Origin of the sequence: Rhodococcus sp. UNC23MFCrub1.1, from assembly GCF_000686025.1 — a bacterium.
GTDB lineage: Bacteria > Actinomycetota > Actinomycetes > Mycobacteriales > Mycobacteriaceae > Rhodococcoides.
On record NZ_JMLQ01000001.1, the window covers coordinates 444,593 to 465,210 of the forward strand.

The window sequence follows — 20,618 nt, forward strand, 5'->3', positions numbered from 1 at the left end:
ACCGTACATCTGATCAGTACTCGATCTCAGGAGGAACTCGTGGCCACCGAAGTCCTGTCCACCCCCGCCGACGCGATACGCGGCGTCACGGACGGCGCCACCCTGGCCGTCGGCGGCTTCGGGCTCTGCGGCATCCCGGACGCACTGATCGACGCCCTCGCCGCCACCGACGTCACCGATCTGGAGGTCTTCTCCAACAACTGCGGAGTGGACGACCACGGCCTCGGCATCCTGCTCGCAGCGCACCGGATCCGTCGCGTCACCGCGTCCTACGTCGGCGAGAACAAGGAATTCGCCCGGCAGTACCTGTCCGGCGAGCTCGAGGTCGAGCTCACTCCCCAGGGCACTCTCGCCGAACGACTACGCGCCGGGGGCGCGGGCATCCCGGCGTTCTTCACCCCGGCCGGTGTCGGCAGCCCCATCGCCGACGGCGGGCTCCCGTGGCGCTACGCCGCCGACGGATCCGTCGCACTCGCGTCCCCCCCGAAGGAGACCCGCGTCTTCGGCGACAAGCGGTACGTCCTCGAGGAGGGCATCCGCGCCGACTTCGCGCTCGTGCACGCGCACCTGGGTGACACCGACGGAAACCTCGTCTTCGACAAGGCAGCCATGAACTTCAACCCGCTCGCCGCCACGGCCGGCCGCATCACCGTCGCTCAGGTCGAGCATCTCGTGCAGCCGGGCGAGATCGACCCGGCGCACGTGCACCTGCCCGGCGTGTTCGTCCAGCGCATCGTGGAGACCGGCCCACAGACACCCCGCATCGAGAAGCGCACCACCCGACCCGCAGGAGACGCACGATGAGCACCGACACCGGATGGACCCGCGAGAACATGGCTCGGCGCGCGGCGGCCGAACTGCGCGACGGTGACTACGTGAACCTCGGCATCGGGCTGCCCACACTGATTCCCGGCTTCCTCGATCCCGCGATCCGCGTCACGCTGCACTCCGAGAACGGCATCCTCGGCACCGGCCCCTACCCCACCGAGGACGAGGTCGACGCCAATCTCATCAACGCCGGCAAGGAAACCGTCACCACCCTGCCCGGCGCGGCGTTCTTCGACTCCGCGCTGTCCTTCGGCATGATCCGCGGCAGCCACATCGACACCGCCGTCCTCGGCGGCATGCAGGTCTCGGCGACCGGCGACCTCGCCAACTGGATGGTCCCGGGAAAGATGGTCAAGGGCATGGGCGGCGCCATGGACCTCGTCCACGGCGCCGCGCGCGTCATCGTCGTCATGGAGCACACCGATCGGGACGGCAACCCCAAGATCGTCGACACGTGCACGCTCCCCCTCACCGGTCAGGCCGTCGTCGACCGTGTCATCACCGACTACGCCGTCATCGACGTCGTCGGCGACGGCACCCTGGTCCTGCGGGAGACCGCGCCCGGTGTCACGGCCGCGCAGGTGCACGACGCCACCGGCGCCACCCTCACCGACGCCGACGACCTCGTCACGCACTGACCGGCGGCGGGCCGTTCTCACGGCGTGAGGATGGCCCGCCCTCGCACCGTGCCCGCGTCCAGATCGTCGATGGCGCTCTGGAAGTCGTCGAGTGCGTACTTCGCGGTGTGCAGAACGACGGACCCGCGTGCCGCGAGAGCCATGAGGTCGCACAGGTCGTTGTAGGACCCGACCAGGTTGCCGATGACGTTGATCTCCGACGACACGATGTCGATGGTGGGGACGTCGATGTTCTCGCCGTATCCGACGACGTGGTAATTGCCCGCCTGCCGCAACATCGCGATGCCCTCAGCCGTCGCGCCGCCTTCACCGACGAAATCGATGACCGCTTCGCCGCCCTGCCCGCCGGTGAGCTCGAGCACCTGCTCGATGTGGGTGCCGTCGGCGACGACGCCATGATCCGCCCCGATGGACAGGGCCAGCTTCACCGCGTCGGCGTTACGGTCGACGACCACGATCTCGGCCGCGGTCAGCGCCTTCAGCACCTGAATCCCGATGTGCCCCAGCCCACCTGCACCGATGACCACGACGCGGTCGCGCGGAGTCAGATGCCGGGAAGCCTTCGCCGCGGCGTGATAGGCCGTCAGCCCGGCATCGGCGAGGGCAGCCACGTCCGCCGGCTCCAGCGAGTCGTCCAGCTTCACCACACTGCGTGCCGACGTCTTCAGATACTCCGCGTAGCCACCGTTCGTGTCGATGCCGGGGAACTGGTTGATCTCGCAGTGCACGTCGTCGCCGGATCGGCAGGCGCGGCAGAGCCCGCACGTGATGAGCGGGTGGACGATGACCTTGTCACCCTCCTGCACGTTCGTCACGGCGGAACCGACGGCGTGGACCCAGCCGGCGTTCTCGTGACCGATCGTGTACGGCAGGGTCACGTTCGACTTCTCGGCCCACTGCCCCTCGAGGATGTGCAGATCGGTACGGCACACCCCCGCTCCACCGATCCGGACGACCACGTCGAACGGCCCCGTGGGAGTCGGAACGGGCACCTCGGTCATTCGGAGTTTCTCGTGGTACCCCACGACCTGGATTGCGCGCATGGTGCTCATGATGTGTCTCCTCGGCTTCTCGGGAAGGTCAGGCGTCGACCGTCGTGCGGTCCGGGTCGTCGTAGCGGGTACGGAGCAGTCCCCGGCAGAAGTGGGCATTGCCGTCGATCGAGATGCGGGTCGATCGAGCCCGACGCAGTGCGAGCGGCACGTCGAGCTGCGCATAGCCGGCTCCGGTGTGATCGACCATGACGATGCTGTCGGGCACGTCGTCCAGACCGAGGGACCGTCGCCGCGACCGCAGTGCCCTGGTGGTGTCGTCGTCCGGGAGATCGCCCAGCACAACGGTTCCCATGTCCTCCATGCGCCGGGACGGATCCCGCTTCAGCAGCGCGGTCAGGCACCGCTCCATCGCCGCGACGTGAGCCTTGCGCTGGAACGTCGTCCGGAGCTCCTCCAGATCGTTCTCCGCCTCGTGCGCGAAGGTGCCCCGGTACCCCGCGTCCGCGGCGAGTCCCGCGTTGATGATCGGTGAATCGTGGTGGTCGTCGAGTTCCACCGTCACGTTCCGCGTCCAGGGCAGGCCGGTGAGCACATCCTTCGCGTCGGAGGCCATGAGGTAGGCGAAGTTCGGCGCGCAGAAGGACGTCGGCAAGCGCAGGTGCACCACGACGTCACGCTCCTCGGAGACGGTGAGCGACTGCACGAAGTCGAGGTCGGTGATCGGCTCGTCGAGCTCGGGATCGATCACCACGTCCAGAGCCCGCATCGCCGAGTCGGCACGGGTGGTCATCTCACGCTCCCACGAGAACGTCGTCGGCCGCACGGTCGGCGCCGCGCGGGCCGGTGGCCGTCTCGTCGGCATCGGCGATCTGCAGCTCCGCCGGAACCGGGATGTCGTACATCTTCGCGGCGTTCAGGCCCAGCACCTTGCGCTTCTGGTCCATCGTGATCTCCGGGTACTCGCTCAGCTCCGCCGGGATCTGGAAGTCGACGAACGACTCGATCAGCCAGCGCGGTGTCCAGAGGGCGTAGTCGGACGAGAACTGGATCCGGTCCTCACCGAGCCAGTAGAGCAACTCGCCCATGATCTGGCCGAAGTACTTCGGCCGGGAGTGGATGAACGGCATCGCGACGGCGAGCCCGGCATGCACGTTCGGCTCCTGGGTGGCTATCCAGCAGAAGTCCTCGAGCCGCGGGAGACCGCAGTGCTCGACGACGAAGTTCAGATCGGTGAAGTCGGTGGCGACATGATCGACGTCCGCCACGTCGAAGGCATCGCGATCGAGCGGCCTGATGGTCGGTCCCTTGTGGACGTGGATGTTGGTGATCCCGAGCTCGCGGCAGACCTCGAGGTAACGCCGGGTCCAGTCGTCGTCGAGCTTGTAGCCGCGAGAGTCTCCGTGCCACTCCGCCGTGTAGAGCTTGACGCCCTTCAGTCCGAACCGTTCGGCATCGGCGCGGAGCTGATCGAGCCCACGCTCGCCGTTGCGCGGATCGAAGTGGTGGTTGTAGGTGAGCTTGTCGGGATTCTGCGCCGTGAGGGCCCATGCCTCCTCCGTCTGCCCGAACCCGTTCACGTAGAACTCCCCGAGGTGGGCCGGCTGGAAGATCGCATGATCGACGTACCCGTCCTCGAAGAGGTCCTTCATCAGGCGGTCGCCGCCCTGGTAGAGGTACTCGTCGTACGGCCACAGCTCGCTCTCGGGCGACAGGTTGCGGTGGTAGTCGTAGAAGCAGTCGATGAACTGCTTGCCGTGGATGTTGCGCTGGTTCTCGGGCCGCGCGTCCCACAGCGCGACGTGCGCGTCGACGATGAAGAAGCTGTTGTCGCCCTTGGTGTGCATCGAGGTCCCTTCGTCGTGTGACTGGCGTCACCTTCACTGGCTCGACGCTAGAGCGCGACGGACGGGAAGCGGGCGTCCCCGGCGTCTCAATCTGAGACGGTCGACCACCCCTCGGGCGCTGTAACCTGGATCACAACCCGACCCGCTTCGACCCACCAGGACGCCCGCGTGCCAGCACAGCTCCCCGAACACCGGACCGGCTCCGGCCGCGAGGTGGACGCGGTCGCCGGTGCGGTACCCCCTCGGCTCCGCGCCTCCTGGCTTCGGAGTCGGCGCTACGGCATCCCGGTCGATCATGTCGAGCCGGTCTTCGCCGGGACGGAACGGCAGGAGTCGCTCTTTCGGCAGTGCGGTGACGAAGTGCTCGCCGACCTGCAGCGGACGCTCACCGCCGAGCCGGTGGGCCTCATGCTCACCGACGCCGACGGCCTCGTTCTGTCCCGCCTGAGCGGGGACCACACGTTGCTCCGCGCGCTCGACGACGTCCACCTCGCGCCCGGTTTCGGCTACTCGGAACGGGAGGTGGGGACCAACGGTCTGGGTCTCGCGCTGGCAGACCTGGCACCCACCCTGGTCCGAGCGGAACAGCACTACTCCCACAGCCTCACCGGCTTCACCTGCGCAGCCGCCCCGGTGCTGGATCCCGCGACGGGTCGTCTGCAGGGTGCCGTCAATCTCACCACCTGGTCCCGGACGTCGAGCGACCTCCTACTCACACTCGCACGGTCGGCCGCGAGCACCATCTCGCTGTCGATGTCGTCCCGATCGACCGGTCGACGAGAGCGACCGACGGTGCGTCGCAGCCTCTTCCGTATCGAGCACGGGTCCACCGGCACAGGCGTTCGACTCGGCGCGGAGTGGTCACGACTGGAGGCGTACGCCCACTCCGCGATGGCCGCGGGATCGACCGTCGCGGTGATCGGCCGCCCCGGCTCCGGCCGCTCGTCGCTGGTGACGCACGCTGCGCGGCGCGCCTTCCCGCGCCACCGCATTCTCTCGGCAGCGGCCCCCGCACCCGACGACGTCGACACGTGGCTCGACCTGTGGACGTACGAGGCGGATCGCACCGACACGGTCGTCGTCCTGCGCGACGTCGACACGCTCCCCGACTTCGCCGCGCAGTCACTCGTCGACCTGCTGCGGTCCGCCGAGACCCGGATGCCCTTCGCGGTCACCGCCGAACGACTGCACGACATCCCGGCCGCACTCGCCTCCGCGGTCGCATCGGTCGTGTCGCTGCCCCCACTGTCGGACCGACCGGACGACGTCGTGCCGTTGGCTCACGAGTTCGCGCGCGCGGTGCGCGGACGCGACGTGCACATCACCCCCGCGGCGGAACGCGCTCTGCAGCACCACGACTGGCCGCAGGGCGCGGCGGAGCTCCGCGAACTCGTCACGCGAGTCGCGTCGCGTGCGGACGTCGTCGACGTCGCGATGCTCCCCGCCGAACTGCTGGCGGGCCGGACGCGCCGGTTGTCGAGCATCGAGGCGTTCGAGCACGGGGAGATAGTGCGGGTCCTCGCGTCGGGCAAGGTCACGATGAGCCAGGCGGCCCGTCAGCTGGGGATGAGCCGCGCCACGCTCTACCGCAAGACGGCCTACTACAAGATCGATCCGCGGAACCCCGGCTGACGCACGTCGGCCGCGTAGTCTCGTCCCGGACGACTCGATCTCACGGGAGGGGCGCGGACATGGACGACGAACTCACGCGACGTCTGTTCGCACTGCGCGACCTCCCCCACTTCCGTCGGGCCCGCGAACGGGACTCGACGGCGACGACCACGGTCTCCGATTTTCTGACCGGCTCGGTGGACGACGATGCCGCTCTGCTCGTCGTGCTCGAGCAGGGCGCGGCGGCGGCGGTCCGATCACTCGACGGCGTGGCGCACGCCGGCATCACCGCCACCGTGGACGGCCACCCCTTCACCGTGTCCCCCACCGACGCCGTCGTGTTCGCGCTCGACGCCCAGCAGTACGACCTCGACGACGGACCCTGCCTGCGCGCGCTGCGGACACACTCGTCGCTGCACTTCTCCCACGACGAGGTGGCCCGACTCTGGCCGCCCCTGGCCGCCCTCGCGGCGAGGGCCGGCGTGGACCGGGTGCACGCGTGCGCGCTGACCGTCGACGGGGCGGCCGCCGGATCGGTCAACCTGTACGCCGCGGGGCCTCCCCTGTCCTCCGCGCAGGTCGAGGCCGAGGACGATCTGGTGTGCGTCCTCGTGGACCACCTCGACACCGCCCTGTGGTCCTACGGCCGCGGGCGCGACCTCGTCGCCGGAGTCCGACGGATCGGTGCGGCCATGGCGGACCGCCGGGTCGTCGGCATCGCGGTCGGCATCCTCATGGTGCGGGACGATCTCGACATGGGCGAGGCCCGAGCACTACTCGAGAAAGCCGCTGCCGCAGCGGAACTGCCACTCGTCGACGTGGCCCGCCGGATCACCGAGGACAGCTGACCGACGATCACGGCGCCGTGAACGCCGCCTCGAAGGCGTCGAGTGCCTCGTCGGGATCGGCGCGTGCCCACCCCTCGAGACCGACCACACCGTCGTACCCCATCTCGCGCAGTGCGGCGGCGACGACCGGGTAGGCAATCTCCCCGGTGCCCGGTTCGCAGCGCCCCGGAACGTCGGCCACCTGGATCTCGCCGATCCAGGGAAGCGAGCGCCGCACCGTCTCGATGAGGTTCCCCTCGCCGATCTGAGCGTGGTACAGGTCCAGATTCAGGCGCAGGGCCGCACTGTCCACCGCGGACACGAGTGCGAGCGTGTCCGCCGCGGTGGCGAACGGTGTACCGGGGTGATCGACCGCGGTGTTGAGGTTCTCGAGGGTGAACACGCGACCGGCACGCTCGCCCAGCTCCGCGACCCGGCGCAGTGTGTCGGCCGCCCGGAGCCACATGTCGGGGGTCACCGTGTGCTCGGGGTGGACCGGCAACCCTTCCGAATCGAGACCTGTGCCGTGCAGATTCAGGCGCGGGCAGTCGAGCCGATCGGCCACGCGCAGCGACTCCGCGGCGGTGCGGAGCAACTCGTCGATGCCGTCCGGGTCGGTGAGGCTTCCGCTCAGGTACCCGGTCATCGAGGAGAACCGGGCACCCGTGGCCCGCAGATCGTCGATGTTCTTCGTCGACCAGTTCCAGATCTCGACCTGCAGGCCGCGGTCCGCGATCCGTCGGACCCGATCGACGAACGGCAGATCGAGGTGGAGCATCTCGGCGCTGGCCGCCAGCGTGTACGTCATCGGACACCGTCCGAGTCGAGATCCGCGACGGCGACCGCGGCGCCGGACCGCACGCTCTCGATCGCGGCGAGCGCGATCGACAGGGCGACCCGTGCGTCGGCTCCACCGACGACCGCGGGCGTCGAGTCGCGGACCGAGGACACGAACGCGGTGAACTCGCCGATGTAGGCCTCGCGCAGCAGATCGGTGTCGCGACGGGCGGTGTCCACGGTGATCCCGCGAGCGTCGTACAGGGTCATGTCGCTCGACGCCGTGGTGCCGGCAGTGATCATGCCGCCGGATCCGAACACCTCTCCGCGGACGTCGTAGCCGTACAGCGCGGAGAAGTTGGCCTCGGCCGTCGCGAGGGCGCCGTTGTCGAACGCGATGGTGACGACGGCGGTGTCGAGGAAGCCGTCGTCCCTGGCCTCGGGCCGGATCAACGCGTCGGCCATGGCGTGCACGCGCACCGGAGCGGCTCCCGGGTTGAGGAAGCAGAGCGTGTCGAAGTCGTGGATCAGCGTCTCCAGGAAGATGGTCCACGCTGGAACGCGGCTCGGATCTCCACCCCACGGGCCGGGATCACGGGTGAGCGACCGCAGCAGCTGGGGCGTACCGATCCTGCCCTCGTCGACGGCCCGACGTGCCGCCGCGAATCCCGGCGCGAAGCGTCGGTTGAACCCCACCTGGAGTGTCACTCCCGCGGCCCGTGCGGCGGCGATGGCACGGTCCGCGTCCTCGAGGGTCACGGCCATCGGCTTCTCGACGAACACGTGCTTCCCGGCCTCCGCGGCCGCGACGACGAGTTCGGTGTGACTCCGCGCGGGGGCGGAGATCACGACCGCGTCGACGTCGTCACGCCGCAGGGTCTCGTGGATGTCGGTGGACGCCGTCGGTGCACCGAGTTCCCCGGCGAGCCTCTCGGCGGCGCCGGGCACCGGATCCGCCACTGCCCGCAGTGCGGCACCCGGTACCCGGCGCGCGACGATCTCGGCGTGGTTGGCGCCGATCCTGCCCGCACCGAGCACCGCGATGCCCACCACCTCCGAACGATCGACTGCCATGACGCCTCCTACTAGTACGTTCTAGTTTGCCTGTTCGCAGAGGCTAGAACGTACTAGACGCCGGCGTCAACACCCCCGTACGATCGGTGCGTGACCACCAGGAGACGAACCGAGCGTCCCGTCACGATGTCCGACGTGGCACGGGCGGCGGGAGTCTCCACCGCCCTGGTGTCCATCGTCTTCCGCGACTCCCCCGGTGCCAGCGACGCGACCCGCGCACGGGTACGCGAGATCGCCGACGAACTGGGATACGTCCGCGATCGACGGGCGAGCAGTCTGCGGCAGTCGCACTCCCGGCTTCTCGGGGTCGTCTTCGAGCTGCAACAACCGTTCCACGGGGATCTGGTCGAACACGTCTATTCCGCCGCGGCTCGACGGGGCTACGAGGTGGCTCTCAGCGCCGTCGCACCCAGCAGAGGTGAGACAGCGGCCATCGACTCCCTCCGTCACGATCGCTGCGAGGCAACGATCCTCCTCGGCAGCCGACTGCCGGAGGACGAGCTGGCCGCGCTCGCCCGCACCGTTCCCACCGTCGTCGTCGCTCGCCGTGTCGACACCCCGGACACGGTGACGGTGCGCAGCGACGACGTCGCCGGCATCACGCTGGCGGTACGGCATCTCGAGGAGCTCGGCCATCGGCGCATCGCCTTCGTCGACGGCGACGGCGCACCGGGCAGCGAGGACCGATCCGCCGGTTTCCTGGACGCCCTGTCCCACATCGACGACTCCCGAGCCGAGGTGGTGCGGGGCGGCCTCACGGAGGACGACGGAGCGCGAGCAGTCGAGGGACTCCTCGACACAGAGCACCCTCCCACCGCCGTGATCGCCTTCAACGACCGGTGTGCCACAGGCGTTCTCGCCGCACTGGTCGCTCGCGGACTCGCCGTGCCGCGGGACATGTCGGTGATCGGGTACGACGACTCGCGCGTCGCCGGACTGGACCACGTCGCACTCACCACGGTGTCCCAGGACGCCGAGAGCCTGGCCGACGCGGCGGTGGACGCCGCACTCACCCTCACCGTCGACGACAGTGCGCCGAGCATCGTGCTGACGCCCAGCCTGGTGTCACGGTCGACCACCGGCGCACCGAGGGCTACGTCGTGACGTCCGGGGCGGCACCCTTCACGACGGTCCGCAGATCACGGCACGCGACGCGATAGATCTCCGCCAGGTCGGCGTCCTGATCCCCGTCGTCCACGCGCGCCGCCCACGAGTCGAACGCGACCCGGACGGTCATGATCGCCGTCTCGGCGGTCAGGCGGGAGGGCGATCGCGGAACTCGCGCCGCCAGCGCGTCGGCCAGGCGAGCGATGACCACTTCGTCGAGGGCGATCGCCGCGGACCGTAGGTGCGCATCCGACACGATCAGCCGACGGATGCGCATCACGCGGTCGGACGACGCCGTGTTCGCCGCACTCATGCGCCGGAGGAACCGCTCCACGATGTCCTCGATGCCGGCCAGACCGACACCCGCGAGGTCGGCCTCGGTCACCCACGCCAGGATCTCGCGCTCGAGCCCGGCATCGAAGCCGACGACGGACTGCTCCTTCGTGGGGAAGTGACGGAAGTACGTGCTCTGCGAGATGCCCGCGTCGCGAGCGATGTCGCCGACGGTGGTGGACGCGAATCCCTGACGCTCGAAGAGTTCCAGCGCCGCCAGTGAGATCTCGGAACACATGTCGCGACGCCGACGTTCCCGCAGATCGGGCACCGGTGTCGCCGCCACCTCGGTCGAGCCGTCTCCACTCACGACATCACTCCTCTCCGAATGGCCGTCACCCTACATCAACAACCAGTTTGACAGTGACTGTCATGCAGGAAGACACTGTTACCACACCGAACGACAGAGAGGCCCCACGACGATGCAGGTTCAGCAGACAGAGGTGGACGCGCCGCGCGTCACGGACGGGCCTCTGCCCCGGAGCAGTCGGCTGTTGATCGCGGTACTCGTGGTGTCGGCGTTCGTCATGATCCTCAACGAGACGATCATGAGCGTCGCGCTGCCCACCCTGATGGTCGATCTCGCCATCGACGCCGGCACCGCGCAGTGGCTCACCACCGGCTTCCTCCTGACCATGGCCATCGTCATCCCGACCACGGGCTTCCTCTTCCAGCGCTTCACTCTCCGCCAGGTCTTCTTCGCGGCGATGTCGCTGTTCTCCGTGGGCACCGTTCTCGCCGCGTCGGCGCCCGGCTTCCCGCTGCTGCTCACCGGTCGAGTCGTCCAGGCAGGCGGCACGGCGATCATGCTTCCCCTGCTGATGACGACCGTGCTGCGACTGGTTCCCGCCGATCGGCGCGGCCGCATGATGGGCGTCATCTCCATCGTCATCGCCGTGGCTCCGGCCGTGGGGCCGACCATCTCGGGTGTCATCCTCAGTGCACTCGACTGGCGGTGGATGTTCTGGCTCGTGCTCCCGATCGCGTTGCTGGCCTTCGCGATCGGATCCCGCCTGGTGGAGAACGCCACCGCGGCGAGCACGGTGGCCCCGTTCGACGCCGTCTCGGTGGTGCTGTCCGCGCTGGCGTTCGGCGGCATCGTGTACGGACTCGGCAGCCTGGGTCACGCCGCCGAGGGCACCGCGGTCCCCGTGTGGATCCCGTTGGGTGTCGGCGTCGTCGCACTGGTCGTGTTCGTCCTCCGGCAGATCGCTCGTCAGGACTCGGGCCGGGCCCTGCTCGACCTGCGTCCACTGCGCACCCCCACGTTCAGCATCGGCCTGGGCATGCTCTCCATCAGCATGATGGCGCTGTTCGGTGCCCTCATCCTGCTGCCGATGTATCTGCAGAACGTCCGCGGGCTGGACACGTTGACCACGGGCCTGATGCTCCTTCCCGGCGGTCTGATCATGGGCGGTCTCGCTCCCGTCGTCGGACGGGTCTTCGACCGGGTCGGCCCCCGCCCACTGGTGGTCCCGGGCGCCGTCGTCGTCAGCGCCGCACTGTGGTCGATGACGATCCTCACGGCCGACACCGCCCTCCCCGTGGTCGTCGCGATCCACTCGCTGCTCAGCGTCGGACTCGCTCTGATCATGACTCCGCTGATGACCTCCTCACTGGGTTCGGTTCCGCCGCAGTTGTACTCGCACGGCAGCGCGATCTTCAACACCGTGCAGCAGTTGGCGGGAGCGGCCGGCACCGCGCTGTTCGTGACCGTGATGTCCACCGCTGCGGCCTCCCGACTGGCCGGTGGCGTGGGCGACGTGGCGGCGCAGCAGTCGGGGATCCACACCGCGTTCCTGTGCGGCGGTGCCGTGTCCCTGCTGGCAGTGGGCGCCTCGTTCTTCATCCGTACGCCTGCGGCCGACCGGGGGTGACCTGGTCGTTGCCGGAAGGTTGTCGCCCCATCGTGGTGCAATGGTGCCGTGAACTCCTCTGACTCCTTGCCGCTCGCGGTCGTGATCGGTAACGCCGTCCGCTCGTTGAGCGCGGCGGGCACCGACGACGACCATGCTGCGGAGTTGATGCACCGGCTGGTCGACGCCGCCTGCGCGTGCATCCCCGACACGGACATGTGCGGAGTCACCGTCGAGCTGAACGGCGCACCCTTCGCGGCCGCGACGTCGTCGTCCACCGTCTCCGCCATCGACCTCGAGCAGTACGACGCGGACAGCGGTCCGTGCCTGCACGCCGCTCGCGAGGGCGAGACGGTGCTGGTCGACTGCGAGGCGGGAGACGCCCGGTGGCCGGAATTCGGCACCACTGCGCGCGCCGCGGGGATCGCCGCGATGATGTGCACCCCGGTGCGGGTGGGTGACCGCACCATCGGTTCGCTCACCCTCTTCGCCCACACCCCGCACTCTTTCGACGACCTGGACCGTCAGGTTCTCAGCACGCTGGTCGGCGCCGTCTCGGACGCGCTGGAACGCGACGACCAGCACCGCGACCTCTCGACCACCGTCGACGGCCTCCGCGATGCCATGGCCCACCGCGCACCCATCGAGCAGGCCAAGGGCATCCTCATGGCCCTGCGCGGCATCGACGACGCCGCGGCGTTCGAGGTGCTCTCGACCGAGTCGCAGCGCACCAACCGCCGACTGCGGGACATCGCCCGCGAATTCGTGTCGTCGGTGACGGACGTCGCGCCGGCCGAGATGACCGGCGCGCGCCCCGCCTGACGCACAGTTCGACCGGTCACCACCCGGGCGGAACCTCCAGGTCGACCGGAACTCGGGTGTCCCGGTTCCCGCTCGCGGACGCCAGTTGCGTCCGGGTGAGAAACAGCGCGTCACCCAGGTCCGCACCCCGGACGTCCGCGCCGCGCAGATCGGCCCCGAGAAGGTCGCATCCGGTGAAGTCGGAACGGCGCAGATCCGCCCCCACCAGTGACGCCCCGCGCAGGTCGGCACCGACGAGCCACACGTCACGCAGGTCCGCGCCCGCCAGGTCCGCTCGCGGGACGAGCCGTGCGTCCGTCGCCGCCCCGTCCGCGAAGTAGGCCGCGCGCACCTCGGCGCTCACGGTGTCGAGCACCTGCCTTACGCGCCCTCGAACGAACGTCACGTCCACCGCGAGAACCGAGGTGGCGCCGGCGTCGACGGCGGCAGAGATCTCCGCGCACAGCAGATCGACCTCGTCGGTCAGGTCGCTGTCGTGGGAACGCGTGCGCACCCGCGTCAGATGCCACAGCATCTCGTGCAGGTCCATCACGACCTCGAAGGCCGAGAAGACGGTGCGCGCGGTCGCGTCACCGTCGCGCCACGACGCGGCAGGGAACATCGTCGTGCTGACGCGTTGGCCGGCTCCGAAACAATCGAAGGACACGCAACCGCGGTACCCGCGTCGAGGCAGAGCGGAGTGGATCGAACACCGGAACGTCGTGTCCAGATGGGCACACGGGACGCCCGGTGGTTTGTCGGTCGCGAACTCCACCGATCGCGAGAATCCGAGGGCGGTGCAGCACAGGCCGGTGCACCGCGCGCAGTCGGCGCGCAGTGTGGACGGATGCGGGACAGGGGCCGAGAACGGCTCGTTCATGAGGTACTCCGGAGAGAAGTGACAGGGGCCGGAGGCGGCGGAGCCCTCGGAAGGGTCCGCCGACACCGGCGCACGCAGTCACCACCGAACGCACGGAGTGCGCTCGGTCGGAGCCACAGGGCCTGGTCAGGACATCATGAAGAGATCACTGCGCGCAGAGTAGCGCACCGACCCCGGTCAGCCGAGCACGAACCTCTGCACGACGAGTCCTGCCAGCACGAGATACCAGAGGACGAGGGGGACGGCGTGGTACCGCGTCAGCAGGTCTCTCGTCCGGCCCGGTCCCGCCAGAGCCGACACGTTCACCACCGTCACGTACCAGAAGACGGGCACCGTGACGGCCCACACCACCATGCAGTACGGGCAGAGCGCACCGATCTCGTACAGGCTCTGCACGATGAGCCAGTGCGCGAAGGCGACGGCCGCGGTGACCCCCACCTGCAGCCCTGCCCAGAACCACCGATCGAGACGCGTGCGCATCAGCAGGGCGACGCCCACCATGGCGACGATGGCGAAGCCGCCCACCCCCATGAAGGAGTTGGGGAATCCGAGGACGGCCGCCTGGCGTGATGCCATGACCGAGCCGCAGTTGACCACGGCGTTGAGGTTGCACGTCGGCGCGTACGACGGGTCCGCCGTCAGTCGTATCTTCTCGTAGGTCAGCACACAGGCGGCCGCGAATCCGACGACCCCGCCGATCAGCAGGACCCACGGCAGCACGCGCGCCGGGGTTCCGCGAGACGGACGGTCCACGTCGACGTCGTCGTCGGACAGCGAGGACATCGTCATCGGTGGGATCCCGTCGGAGAGTCGGAGAGTGGTCGAGTCCCCGAGTGTAAACAGCCTCCCTGAGAGATCGGCTCCGGCGAGTCAGTTGACCTCGCGGTCCATCCCGTCCCAGTAGGGCGTGCGTAACTTGAACTTCTGCAGCTTGCCGGTGGCCGTGCGCGCCAACTCGTCCCGGAACTCCACGGTGGTCGGCGCCTTGTACCCGGCCAGTCGCTGCTTGCACCACGCGATGAGGTCGACCTCCGTCTCCGGGCCGGCGTCCACGTCCGGCGCGAGCACCACCAAGGCCTTGATCGTCTCGCCCCACTTCTCGCTCGGCACCCCGATGACGGCGACCTCGCTCACCGAGGGATGGGAGAAGAGGCAGTCCTCGACCTCGATGGACGAGACGTTCTCGCCGCCGGTGATGATCACGTCCTTCTTGCGGTCGGCGATGGTGAGATAGCCGTCGTCGCCGATGAGGCCGCCGTCACCGGTGTGGAACCAGCCGCCGTCCAGCGTTCTGGCGCTCTCCTCGGGCCGCCCCCAGTAGCCCTCCATGACGACGTTGGATCGCGCCAACACCTCGCCGGTCGGGTCGACGTCGAGTCGGACACCCAGTGCGGGGGCGCCGGCCCGAGTGAGCTTCGCGGCACGCTCCTCGGGTTCCAGATCGTCCCACTCCTGGCGAGTGCGGTTGACGGTCAGCAGAGGGGACGTCTCGGTGAGCCCGTAGATCTGGATGAACTCCCACCCCAGTTCACGCTCCACGCGCGCAACGGTCTTCGTCGGTGGCGGCGCACCGGCCATGATGATGCGCACCCGATCCCGGCCGGGGATCTCGCCCTCCCACGACTGCGCGGCATCGAGCACGGCTGCCGCGACGGCGGGGGCCGCACACATCACCGTCACGCCGTGATCGCGCACGCGGCGCAGGATCTCGGCGCCGTCGACCTTGCGCAGGACGATGTGCTGCGCACCGACTCCCGTCATCGCGAACGGCTGTCCCCAGCCGTTCGCGTGGAACATGGGCAGGGTGTGGAGGTAGACGTCGCGATCGCTGACGCCGACGTGCATGCCGAAGGTGACCGCGTTGACCCAGATGTTGCGGTGCGTGATCTGGACACCCTTGGGGCGAGCCGTGGTCCCCGACGTGTAGTTGATGGCAGCGGTTGCGTTCTCGTCCGGATCCCACGGTGCCGGAGTGGATCCCGGCGGAGCGTACAGATTCTGGTCGTCACCGAGAACGACGACGTGTTCGCACTCGACGTCGCCGAGCGAGTCCTTCAGCTCCGGATCGATGTAGAGCACGCGCGCACCGGAGTCCTCGATGATGTACCGCACCTCGTCCGGCCGGAGTCTAAAATTGACGGGAACGATGACGCGGCCCCAGCCACTGATTCCGTAGAACGACGTGAGCAGACGGCCCGCGTTGTGGCTGACGATCGCCACTCGATCGCCACGCTCGATACCCAGATCGTCGAGTTTCGCGGCCTGCCGCCGGGCGAGGTCCGCCATCTCGGCATAGGTCGGCGATCCGAGGCTCGGAGCGGGCTGATCGGGCTCGTCGACGAACCCGACCCGGTCTCCGTACACGGCGGCGGCGCGGTCGAGGAAGTCGGTGACACTGAACGGGACGAACATTCGACCGACACTAACAAGGCTCCGCGCCGTGCGGCGCAGTTCACCGAGAGGCGGTGCCCAGCAGGTCGGCCATCATGCCGACGAGCCACTCCTCGACGACGTCGAGCGGCCGCGTGCTCCGTTGCGCCTTGCACATGAGGAGGGCGCCCTCGATGGCCGACAGGGCAAGGGTCGCACCGCGTTCCGCGTCGTCACGAGCGACACCGCGCTCGCACAGAGAGTCCGCGATGATCTTCTCCCACGACGTGAAGGCCGCACCTGCCGCGTCGCGGGCACCCGGGGTGTTGGGCCCCTCGACGGCCGCCGCACCGACGGGACACCCCGCGACGTGATCCGTCGCGACGAGTTGGTCACGGAACGACCCGACGATGGAGGCCATGGTGTGCTCGGGTCCCCGCGACGCGAGACCCGCCGAGATCATCGATCCCATGAAGTCACCCGCGCCCCGTGTCGCTTCCTCGACGAGCTGCGGGCGCCCTCCGGGAAAGTGGTGGTAGATCGATCCGCGCGGCGCATGGGCATGCTCGATGACGTCGGCCACCGAGGTGGCCTCGACACCCTTCTCCCGGAACAGCAGCGCCGCGCTGCGCAACATGTCGGTACGGGCGGTGCTCTGCCTGGGCATGGGATTCCTCTCGTTCTATGCAGTGCACTATACCGACCGTGCTCGTGCTCAGCCGACGGTGAGAAACTCCCGGAACGAGAGCGGTCGGCGTCCGGTGATCTCCTCCACGTCACCCGAGACGTCGGCGAGAGCTCCCGAGGCGATGGCCGTGTAGGTCGACACCCACGCGTCGTTCTGCCAGGCGGGTGCCGCCCACCGTGCCCTCGACTCGTAGGCCTCCGCCACCGTCTCGTCGTGGAACCGCACGTCGACTCCCCGGACATCGGACAGTGTGGCGGCCACCTCCGTCATCGACAGCGCCTCGGGCCCGGTCAGATCGTAGGTCCGGCCGAGGTGACGGGCCGGGTCGCTCAGCACCGCCGCAGCGGTGCGCGCTACGTCGACGCGGGCGACGAGCGCGGCACGCCCCTCCCCCGCCGGTCCGCGCAGAACACCGTCCTCCCCCACGAAGTGCTCCATGACGTCGAGGTAGAAGTTGTCCCGGAGGAACGTGAACCCGATACCCGTGGACCGGATGTGACTCTCCGTGGCGTGGTGATCTCGGGCCAGGGTGAAGACGGCGTCCGGCGCGGCGCCGACGAACGACGTGTAGACGATGTGGCGCACGCCGGCGGCGACGGCCGAGTCGACGAACGTCCTCTGCTGGTCGACACGATCGGCGCTCTCGGAGGCCGAGACCATGAACAGGACCTCGATCCCGGCGAGTGCCTGCACCGCGGCGGTCGCGTCCGAGTAGGAACACTGCGCGACGTCGGCACCCGGGTGTGACGGCGCGCGACCGGCGTTCCGCACCAGCAGACGCTGCGACGCGCCCGCGGCGGCGAGCGACGCGGCGACGGCGCCGCCGAGTGCGCCGGTCGATCCGGTGACCGCGACGGGAGTTCGGATGACGTTCACGGGCTTTCCTCTCGTGACACGATGGCCGCCGGACGATCACCGACCAGGAGACTTTTTCATGGCGACGTGGCAGATGCGCGCGGTGGCGCTGTACATGCGGGCGACGGCGAAGCGGACGATGGCGTCCGAGGCTCGTGCCGACCGCCGGATGCGGCGGCCGAAGGACTCTCCGACTCCGCCGGCGCGCATGGCGGGACGGCACGACATCGAGCGGTTCGAGGTCGCGGGACGGCCCGTCGACGTGGTGCGTCCGCGCGACCGACCCTGCGTCGGCGGCGTCCTGCATCTCCACGGCGGAGCGTTCGTCAGCGAGATCGCCGCTCAGCACTGGTCGCTCGTCGATCAGCTCACCGAGGCGGGGCTCGCTGTCGCGGTACCGCACTACGGTCTGGCTCCGGATCACACCGTGGACGACGCCTACCCCCTCCTGACGTCGGTCCACGAACGGATGGTGTCCGAGCACGGGATCGACCACACCGCGATCATGGGCGATTCCGCCGGCGGCACCCTCGCCCTCGGGCTCGCGCAACGGCTCGCGGCAGCCGGCAGACCGGGGTCTCATCTCTGCCTGATCTCCCCGTGGCTCGATCTCGCGCTGACGAACCCGGCGATCCCCGATGTCGAGGCGCGCGACCCGTGGTTGTCGAGCGTCGGCCTGCGACATGTGGCGCGGACGTGGTCGAACGGTCGAGACCTCGACGATCCCGTGGTCAGTCCACTGCGCGGGCCCACGCGCGGACTACCGCCCGTTCACGTCCTGATCGGGGATAGAGATCTGTTCCTGCCCGACGTCCGGGCGTTCGTGGACGAGGCGCGCGCAGCGGGCGTCGACATCCGCAGCACCGAGTGTCCCGGGGCGATCCACGTCTACCCCCTGCTTCCCACACCCGAGGGGGCGAGCGCGCGGCGCAGCATCGTCGACGCCCTGATACGCGATCTCACGACCGCGCCCTGACGTCGCTGCGTCAGGTGTCGCTCACCGCATCACGACGCGCGCGGAGACGCCGGAGACGAACGACGACGACCACGGCGAGCAACAACCACCCGGCGCCGATCACACTGCAGCCGACCACGACCATGGTGCGCAACGGATGATCCTGGTCGAGGCGTGCACCGACGAGCGCCCAGAACAGGCCCAGCACCGCGAACAAGGCCATCGCCTGCGCGACGGATCGCTTGAACGTCACTCGTCTCGTCACCAGCGGGGTGTACCCCGCACCGGGCGCGGACTACCCCCGAGGGGGGTGCGAGTCTCGTCACGCGGGAACGACGACGGTGCAGCAGCGCGGAACAAAACATGACCGTGCTCGGTTCTGAGTACAGTCATATAAACCCGTCACAGAATCGAGCTCGTCATGACCGCTCTCGCCGGATCCGTCGTCCTCGTCACCGGAGCCAACGGTGGCATCGGTACGCAGTTCGTCCACGACGCCCTCGCCCGCGGCGCCGCCAAGGTGTACGCCAGCGCCCGGACGCCGCGCGACTGGGACGACGACCGCATCGTTCCCGTCACCCTGGACGTGACCGACCCCGCGTCCGTCGAGGCCGCCGCCGCACAGGCCGCGGACGTCACGGTGCTGATCAACAACGCGGGCGCACTTCCGCCCGGCGCCAGCCTGCTCGACGTCGAGGTCGCCGACATCCGCGCCACCATGGAGGTGAACTTCTTCGGTCCCCTGCTCGTGGCGCGAGCTTTCGCGCCGGCACTGACAGCTCACGGCGCGGGCGTGCTGATCGACGTGCACTCGGTCGCCAGCTGGTACCACTTCGGTGGCGCGTACAGCGCGTCCAAGGCGGCCCTCTGGGCGGCCACCAATTCCCTGCGTCTCGAACTGGCGCCCCGGGGCGTGCTCGTCACCGGTGTGCACATGGGGTACGTCGACACCGCGATGGCGGCGGGCGCCGACGGGCCGAAGTTGACGACCGAGCAGCTCGTCGCGGCCGTTCTGGACGGAGTCGAGGCAGGTGAGACGGAGGTGCTCGCCGACGAGCTGACCGTCAGCACCAAGGCCGCACTGGCCGGACCACTCGACGCCCTGTACCCCGGATCCCGCCCCACCACAGTCTGATTCGACCGGCCGAAGAGAACTCAGGAGGCTCACGATGCGCGCACTCGTTCTCACCCGCTACAAGCACCCTCTCGTCGAACGGGATGTTCCGGAGCCGATCGTCGGTGATCACGACGTCCTGATCAGAGTGGAGGCGGCCGGTCTCAACGTGCTCGACGAGAAGATCCGTCTCGGCGAGTTCACGCAGATACTTCCGTACACCCTTCCCCGCACACTCGGTCACGACGTCGCCGGCACCGTTCTCGCAGTCGGCTCGGCGGTGCGGTCCTTCGCACCGGGGGACGAGGTCTGGTCGCGGCCACCGACCGATCACATCGGCACCTTCGCCGAGCGCATCGCCGTTCCCGAGTCCGACGTGGCACCGAAACCGGCCGGCATCAGCATGGCCGAGGCCGGGTCGCTGCCCCTCGTCGCGCTCACCGCGTGGCAGGCGTTGGTCGAGCGAGGCGGCCTGCAGGCAGGTCAGACGGTGCTGATCCATGCGGGGGCCGGTGGTGTGGGCACCATCGCCGTCCAGCTTGCGAAACATCTGGGAGCGACCGTGGTGACCACGGCCAGTGCCCGCAACGCCGACTTCCTGCGGGCACTGGGCGCCGACGTCGTGATCGACTACCACACCGACGATCTCGACACCCTGTCCGGCGTCGACCTCGTGCTCGACAGCGTCGGCGGTGAGACACTCGAGACCTCGCTCCGCGTGCTGAAGCGAGGTGGCAAGGCCATCGGGATCACCGGCCCGCCGGACCCCGCCTTCGCCTCCGACGCAGGCCTGAACATCGTCGTCCGCACGGCCATCGCGGTGATCAGCCGGAAGATTCGTCGACAGGCGGCGAAAGCCGATGTGTCGTACGAATTCCTGTTCATGCACGCGGACGGCGGTCAGCTACGGGAGATCGCCGCCCTGATCGAGAACGGGGCGCTCCGTCCCGTCGTCGGCCGCACCATCACCTTCGACGAGATACCCGAGGCGCTGTCGACGATGTCCGCCGGCGGCAACCGCGGAAAGATCGTGGCCACCCTTCCCGTCACCTGACCGGCGGCGGC

General features: G+C 69.1%; 22 protein-coding genes. 10 read left to right on the forward strand and 12 right to left on the reverse strand.

Annotated features, from left to right (window positions below; all coding sequences use genetic code 11):
• Positions 1-39 precede the first annotated feature (39 nt).
• Both BR07_RS0102135 and BR07_RS0102140 read left to right on the forward strand, forming a co-directional pair.
• The gene (locus BR07_RS0102135) at positions 40-804 is read left to right on the forward strand and encodes a CoA transferase subunit A (protein ID WP_027504029.1); all 765 of its coding nucleotides are present in this window, start codon (positions 40-42) and stop codon (positions 802-804) included.
• On the forward strand, positions 801-1,466 hold the full coding sequence (locus BR07_RS0102140) for a 3-oxoacid CoA-transferase subunit B (protein WP_027504030.1): 666 nt from the start codon (positions 801-803) through the stop codon (positions 1,464-1,466). The genes BR07_RS0102135 and BR07_RS0102140 overlap by 4 nt, the downstream gene beginning before the upstream one ends.
• 17 nt (positions 1,467-1,483) lie before the next feature.
• On the opposite strand, the gene BR07_RS0102145 is transcribed toward BR07_RS0102140, so the two are convergent.
• From BR07_RS0102145 to BR07_RS0102155, 3 genes are read right to left on the reverse strand one after another with little or no spacing between them, the layout of a single operon-like run.
• Entirely contained in the window at positions 1,484-2,509 is a 1,026-nt protein-coding gene (locus tag BR07_RS0102145) for an NAD(P)-dependent alcohol dehydrogenase (protein WP_027504031.1), read from the reverse strand.
• Positions 2,510-2,546: 37 nt separating this feature from the next.
• Positions 2,547-3,251 carry an iron-sulfur cluster assembly protein gene (locus BR07_RS0102150; protein WP_027504032.1) on the reverse strand — a complete coding sequence of 235 codons (705 nt, stop codon included), beginning with the start codon at positions 3,249-3,251 and terminating at the stop codon, positions 2,547-2,549.
• Position 3,252: 1 nt separating this feature from the next.
• Positions 3,253-4,305: an amidohydrolase family protein gene (locus tag BR07_RS0102155; RefSeq protein WP_027504033.1), complete on the reverse strand. Its 1,053-nt coding sequence runs from the start codon at positions 4,303-4,305 to the stop codon at positions 3,253-3,255.
• A 168-nt stretch (positions 4,306-4,473) separates the two neighbouring features.
• On the opposite strand from BR07_RS0102155, the gene BR07_RS0102160 reads away from it, so the two are divergent.
• Both BR07_RS0102160 and BR07_RS26115 read left to right on the forward strand, forming a co-directional pair.
• A complete protein-coding gene (locus BR07_RS0102160) occupies positions 4,474-5,937 on the forward strand; it encodes a helix-turn-helix domain-containing protein (RefSeq protein WP_231476124.1) in 1,464 nt (487 codons plus the stop codon).
• A 59-nt stretch (positions 5,938-5,996) separates the two neighbouring features.
• On the forward strand, positions 5,997-6,764 hold the full coding sequence (locus tag BR07_RS26115; protein ID WP_027504035.1) for an ANTAR domain-containing protein: 768 nt from the start codon (positions 5,997-5,999) through the stop codon (positions 6,762-6,764).
• Between the two features lie 7 nt (positions 6,765-6,771).
• On the opposite strand, the gene BR07_RS0102170 is transcribed toward BR07_RS26115, so the two are convergent.
• Both BR07_RS0102170 and BR07_RS0102175 read right to left on the reverse strand, forming a co-directional pair.
• The gene (locus tag BR07_RS0102170; RefSeq protein ID WP_027504036.1) at positions 6,772-7,551 is read right to left on the reverse strand and encodes a TIM barrel protein; all 780 of its coding nucleotides are present in this window, start codon (positions 7,549-7,551) and stop codon (positions 6,772-6,774) included.
• Entirely contained in the window at positions 7,548-8,594 is a 1,047-nt protein-coding gene (locus BR07_RS0102175; protein ID WP_027504037.1) for a Gfo/Idh/MocA family oxidoreductase, read from the reverse strand. Before BR07_RS0102175 ends, BR07_RS0102170 begins: the two co-directional genes overlap by 4 nt.
• A gap of 126 nt (positions 8,595-8,720) precedes the next feature.
• On the opposite strand from BR07_RS0102175, the gene BR07_RS0102180 reads away from it, so the two are divergent.
• A complete protein-coding gene (locus BR07_RS0102180) occupies positions 8,721-9,698 on the forward strand; it encodes a LacI family DNA-binding transcriptional regulator (protein WP_051612948.1) in 978 nt (325 codons plus the stop codon).
• Here BR07_RS0102180 and BR07_RS22930 read toward each other — a convergent pair.
• On the reverse strand, positions 9,688-10,344 hold the full coding sequence (locus tag BR07_RS22930; RefSeq protein ID WP_231476125.1) for a TetR/AcrR family transcriptional regulator: 657 nt from the start codon (positions 10,342-10,344) through the stop codon (positions 9,688-9,690). The two genes, BR07_RS0102180 and BR07_RS22930, sit on opposite strands and share 11 nt — an antisense overlap.
• 112 nt (positions 10,345-10,456) lie before the next feature.
• On the opposite strand from BR07_RS22930, the gene BR07_RS0102190 reads away from it, so the two are divergent.
• Together BR07_RS0102190 and BR07_RS22935 are read left to right on the forward strand one after the other, a co-directional pair.
• Positions 10,457-11,911, forward strand: coding sequence for an MDR family MFS transporter (locus BR07_RS0102190; protein ID WP_051612949.1), 1,455 nt, complete (start codon positions 10,457-10,459; stop codon positions 11,909-11,911).
• 48 nt (positions 11,912-11,959) lie between these two features.
• Entirely contained in the window at positions 11,960-12,712 is a 753-nt protein-coding gene (locus BR07_RS22935; protein WP_051612950.1) for a GAF and ANTAR domain-containing protein, read from the forward strand.
• A gap of 16 nt (positions 12,713-12,728) precedes the next feature.
• Here BR07_RS22935 and BR07_RS22940 read toward each other — a convergent pair whose 3' ends face one another.
• From BR07_RS22940 to BR07_RS0102220, 5 genes are all read right to left on the reverse strand, one after another.
• Entirely contained in the window at positions 12,729-13,571 is an 843-nt protein-coding gene (locus BR07_RS22940; RefSeq protein WP_037183914.1) for a pentapeptide repeat-containing protein, read from the reverse strand.
• Positions 13,572-13,748: 177 nt separating this feature from the next.
• Entirely contained in the window at positions 13,749-14,360 is a 612-nt protein-coding gene (locus tag BR07_RS0102205; protein WP_027504040.1) for a vitamin K epoxide reductase family protein, read from the reverse strand.
• A gap of 81 nt (positions 14,361-14,441) precedes the next feature.
• Positions 14,442-15,983 (reverse strand): AMP-binding protein, encoded by a 1,542-nt coding sequence (locus BR07_RS0102210; RefSeq protein ID WP_027504041.1) that lies wholly within the window; start codon positions 15,981-15,983, stop codon positions 14,442-14,444.
• Positions 15,984-16,023: 40 nt separating this feature from the next.
• Entirely contained in the window at positions 16,024-16,608 is a 585-nt protein-coding gene (locus tag BR07_RS0102215) for a TetR/AcrR family transcriptional regulator (RefSeq protein WP_027504042.1), read from the reverse strand.
• Positions 16,609-16,656: 48 nt separating this feature from the next.
• Positions 16,657-17,505 (reverse strand): SDR family oxidoreductase, encoded by an 849-nt coding sequence (locus BR07_RS0102220; RefSeq protein WP_037183923.1) that lies wholly within the window; start codon positions 17,503-17,505, stop codon positions 16,657-16,659.
• Between the two features lie 58 nt (positions 17,506-17,563).
• Here BR07_RS0102220 and BR07_RS0102225 point away from each other — a divergent pair, with 58 nt between their 5' ends.
• Positions 17,564-18,460, forward strand: coding sequence for an alpha/beta hydrolase fold domain-containing protein (locus BR07_RS0102225; RefSeq protein WP_027504044.1), 897 nt, complete (start codon positions 17,564-17,566; stop codon positions 18,458-18,460).
• A gap of 10 nt (positions 18,461-18,470) precedes the next feature.
• Here BR07_RS0102225 and BR07_RS0102230 read toward each other — a convergent pair whose 3' ends face one another.
• A complete protein-coding gene (locus BR07_RS0102230) occupies positions 18,471-18,704 on the reverse strand; it encodes a hypothetical protein (protein ID WP_155956902.1) in 234 nt (77 codons plus the stop codon).
• 156 nt (positions 18,705-18,860) lie between these two features.
• On the opposite strand from BR07_RS0102230, the gene BR07_RS0102235 reads away from it, so the two are divergent.
• The gene (locus BR07_RS0102235; RefSeq protein WP_027504046.1) at positions 18,861-19,574 is read left to right on the forward strand and encodes an SDR family oxidoreductase; all 714 of its coding nucleotides are present in this window, start codon (positions 18,861-18,863) and stop codon (positions 19,572-19,574) included.
• Positions 19,575-19,608: 34 nt separating this feature from the next.
• Entirely contained in the window at positions 19,609-20,607 is a 999-nt protein-coding gene (locus BR07_RS0102240) for an NADP-dependent oxidoreductase (RefSeq protein ID WP_027504047.1), read from the forward strand.
• The last annotated feature ends 11 nt before the right edge of the window (positions 20,608-20,618 follow it).

What these genes read in the sequence shown, in the direction of transcription:
- BR07_RS0102145 (WP_027504031.1), bottom strand. Translation starts at nt 2,509, where the DNA reads ATGCGCGCAATCCAGGTCGTGGGGTACCACGAGAAACTCCGAATGACC.
- BR07_RS0102150 (WP_027504032.1), bottom strand. Translation starts at nt 3,251, where the DNA reads ATGACCACCCGTGCCGACTCGGCGATGCGGGCTCTGGACGTGGTGATC.
- BR07_RS0102235 (WP_027504046.1), top strand. Translation starts at nt 18,861, where the DNA reads ATGACCGCTCTCGCCGGATCCGTCGTCCTCGTCACCGGAGCCAACGGT.
- BR07_RS0102175 (WP_027504037.1), bottom strand. Translation starts at nt 8,594, where the DNA reads ATGGCAGTCGATCGTTCGGAGGTGGTGGGCATCGCGGTGCTCGGTGCG.
- BR07_RS0102180 (WP_051612948.1), top strand. Translation starts at nt 8,721, where the DNA reads ATGTCCGACGTGGCACGGGCGGCGGGAGTCTCCACCGCCCTGGTGTCC.
- BR07_RS0102190 (WP_051612949.1), top strand. Translation starts at nt 10,457, where the DNA reads ATGCAGGTTCAGCAGACAGAGGTGGACGCGCCGCGCGTCACGGACGGG.
- BR07_RS0102210 (WP_027504041.1), bottom strand. Translation starts at nt 15,983, where the DNA reads ATGTTCGTCCCGTTCAGTGTCACCGACTTCCTCGACCGCGCCGCCGCC.
- BR07_RS0102205 (WP_027504040.1), bottom strand. Translation starts at nt 14,360, where the DNA reads ATGACGATGTCCTCGCTGTCCGACGACGACGTCGACGTGGACCGTCCG.
- BR07_RS0102140 (WP_027504030.1), top strand. Translation starts at nt 801, where the DNA reads ATGAGCACCGACACCGGATGGACCCGCGAGAACATGGCTCGGCGCGCG.
- BR07_RS0102155 (WP_027504033.1), bottom strand. Translation starts at nt 4,305, where the DNA reads ATGCACACCAAGGGCGACAACAGCTTCTTCATCGTCGACGCGCACGTC.
- BR07_RS0102225 (WP_027504044.1), top strand. Translation starts at nt 17,564, where the DNA reads ATGGCGACGTGGCAGATGCGCGCGGTGGCGCTGTACATGCGGGCGACG.
- BR07_RS26115 (WP_027504035.1), top strand. Translation starts at nt 5,997, where the DNA reads ATGGACGACGAACTCACGCGACGTCTGTTCGCACTGCGCGACCTCCCC.
- BR07_RS22940 (WP_037183914.1), bottom strand. Translation starts at nt 13,571, where the DNA reads ATGAACGAGCCGTTCTCGGCCCCTGTCCCGCATCCGTCCACACTGCGC.
- BR07_RS0102215 (WP_027504042.1), bottom strand. Translation starts at nt 16,608, where the DNA reads ATGCCCAGGCAGAGCACCGCCCGTACCGACATGTTGCGCAGCGCGGCG.
- BR07_RS0102170 (WP_027504036.1), bottom strand. Translation starts at nt 7,551, where the DNA reads ATGACGTACACGCTGGCGGCCAGCGCCGAGATGCTCCACCTCGATCTG.
- BR07_RS0102240 (WP_027504047.1), top strand. Translation starts at nt 19,609, where the DNA reads ATGCGCGCACTCGTTCTCACCCGCTACAAGCACCCTCTCGTCGAACGG.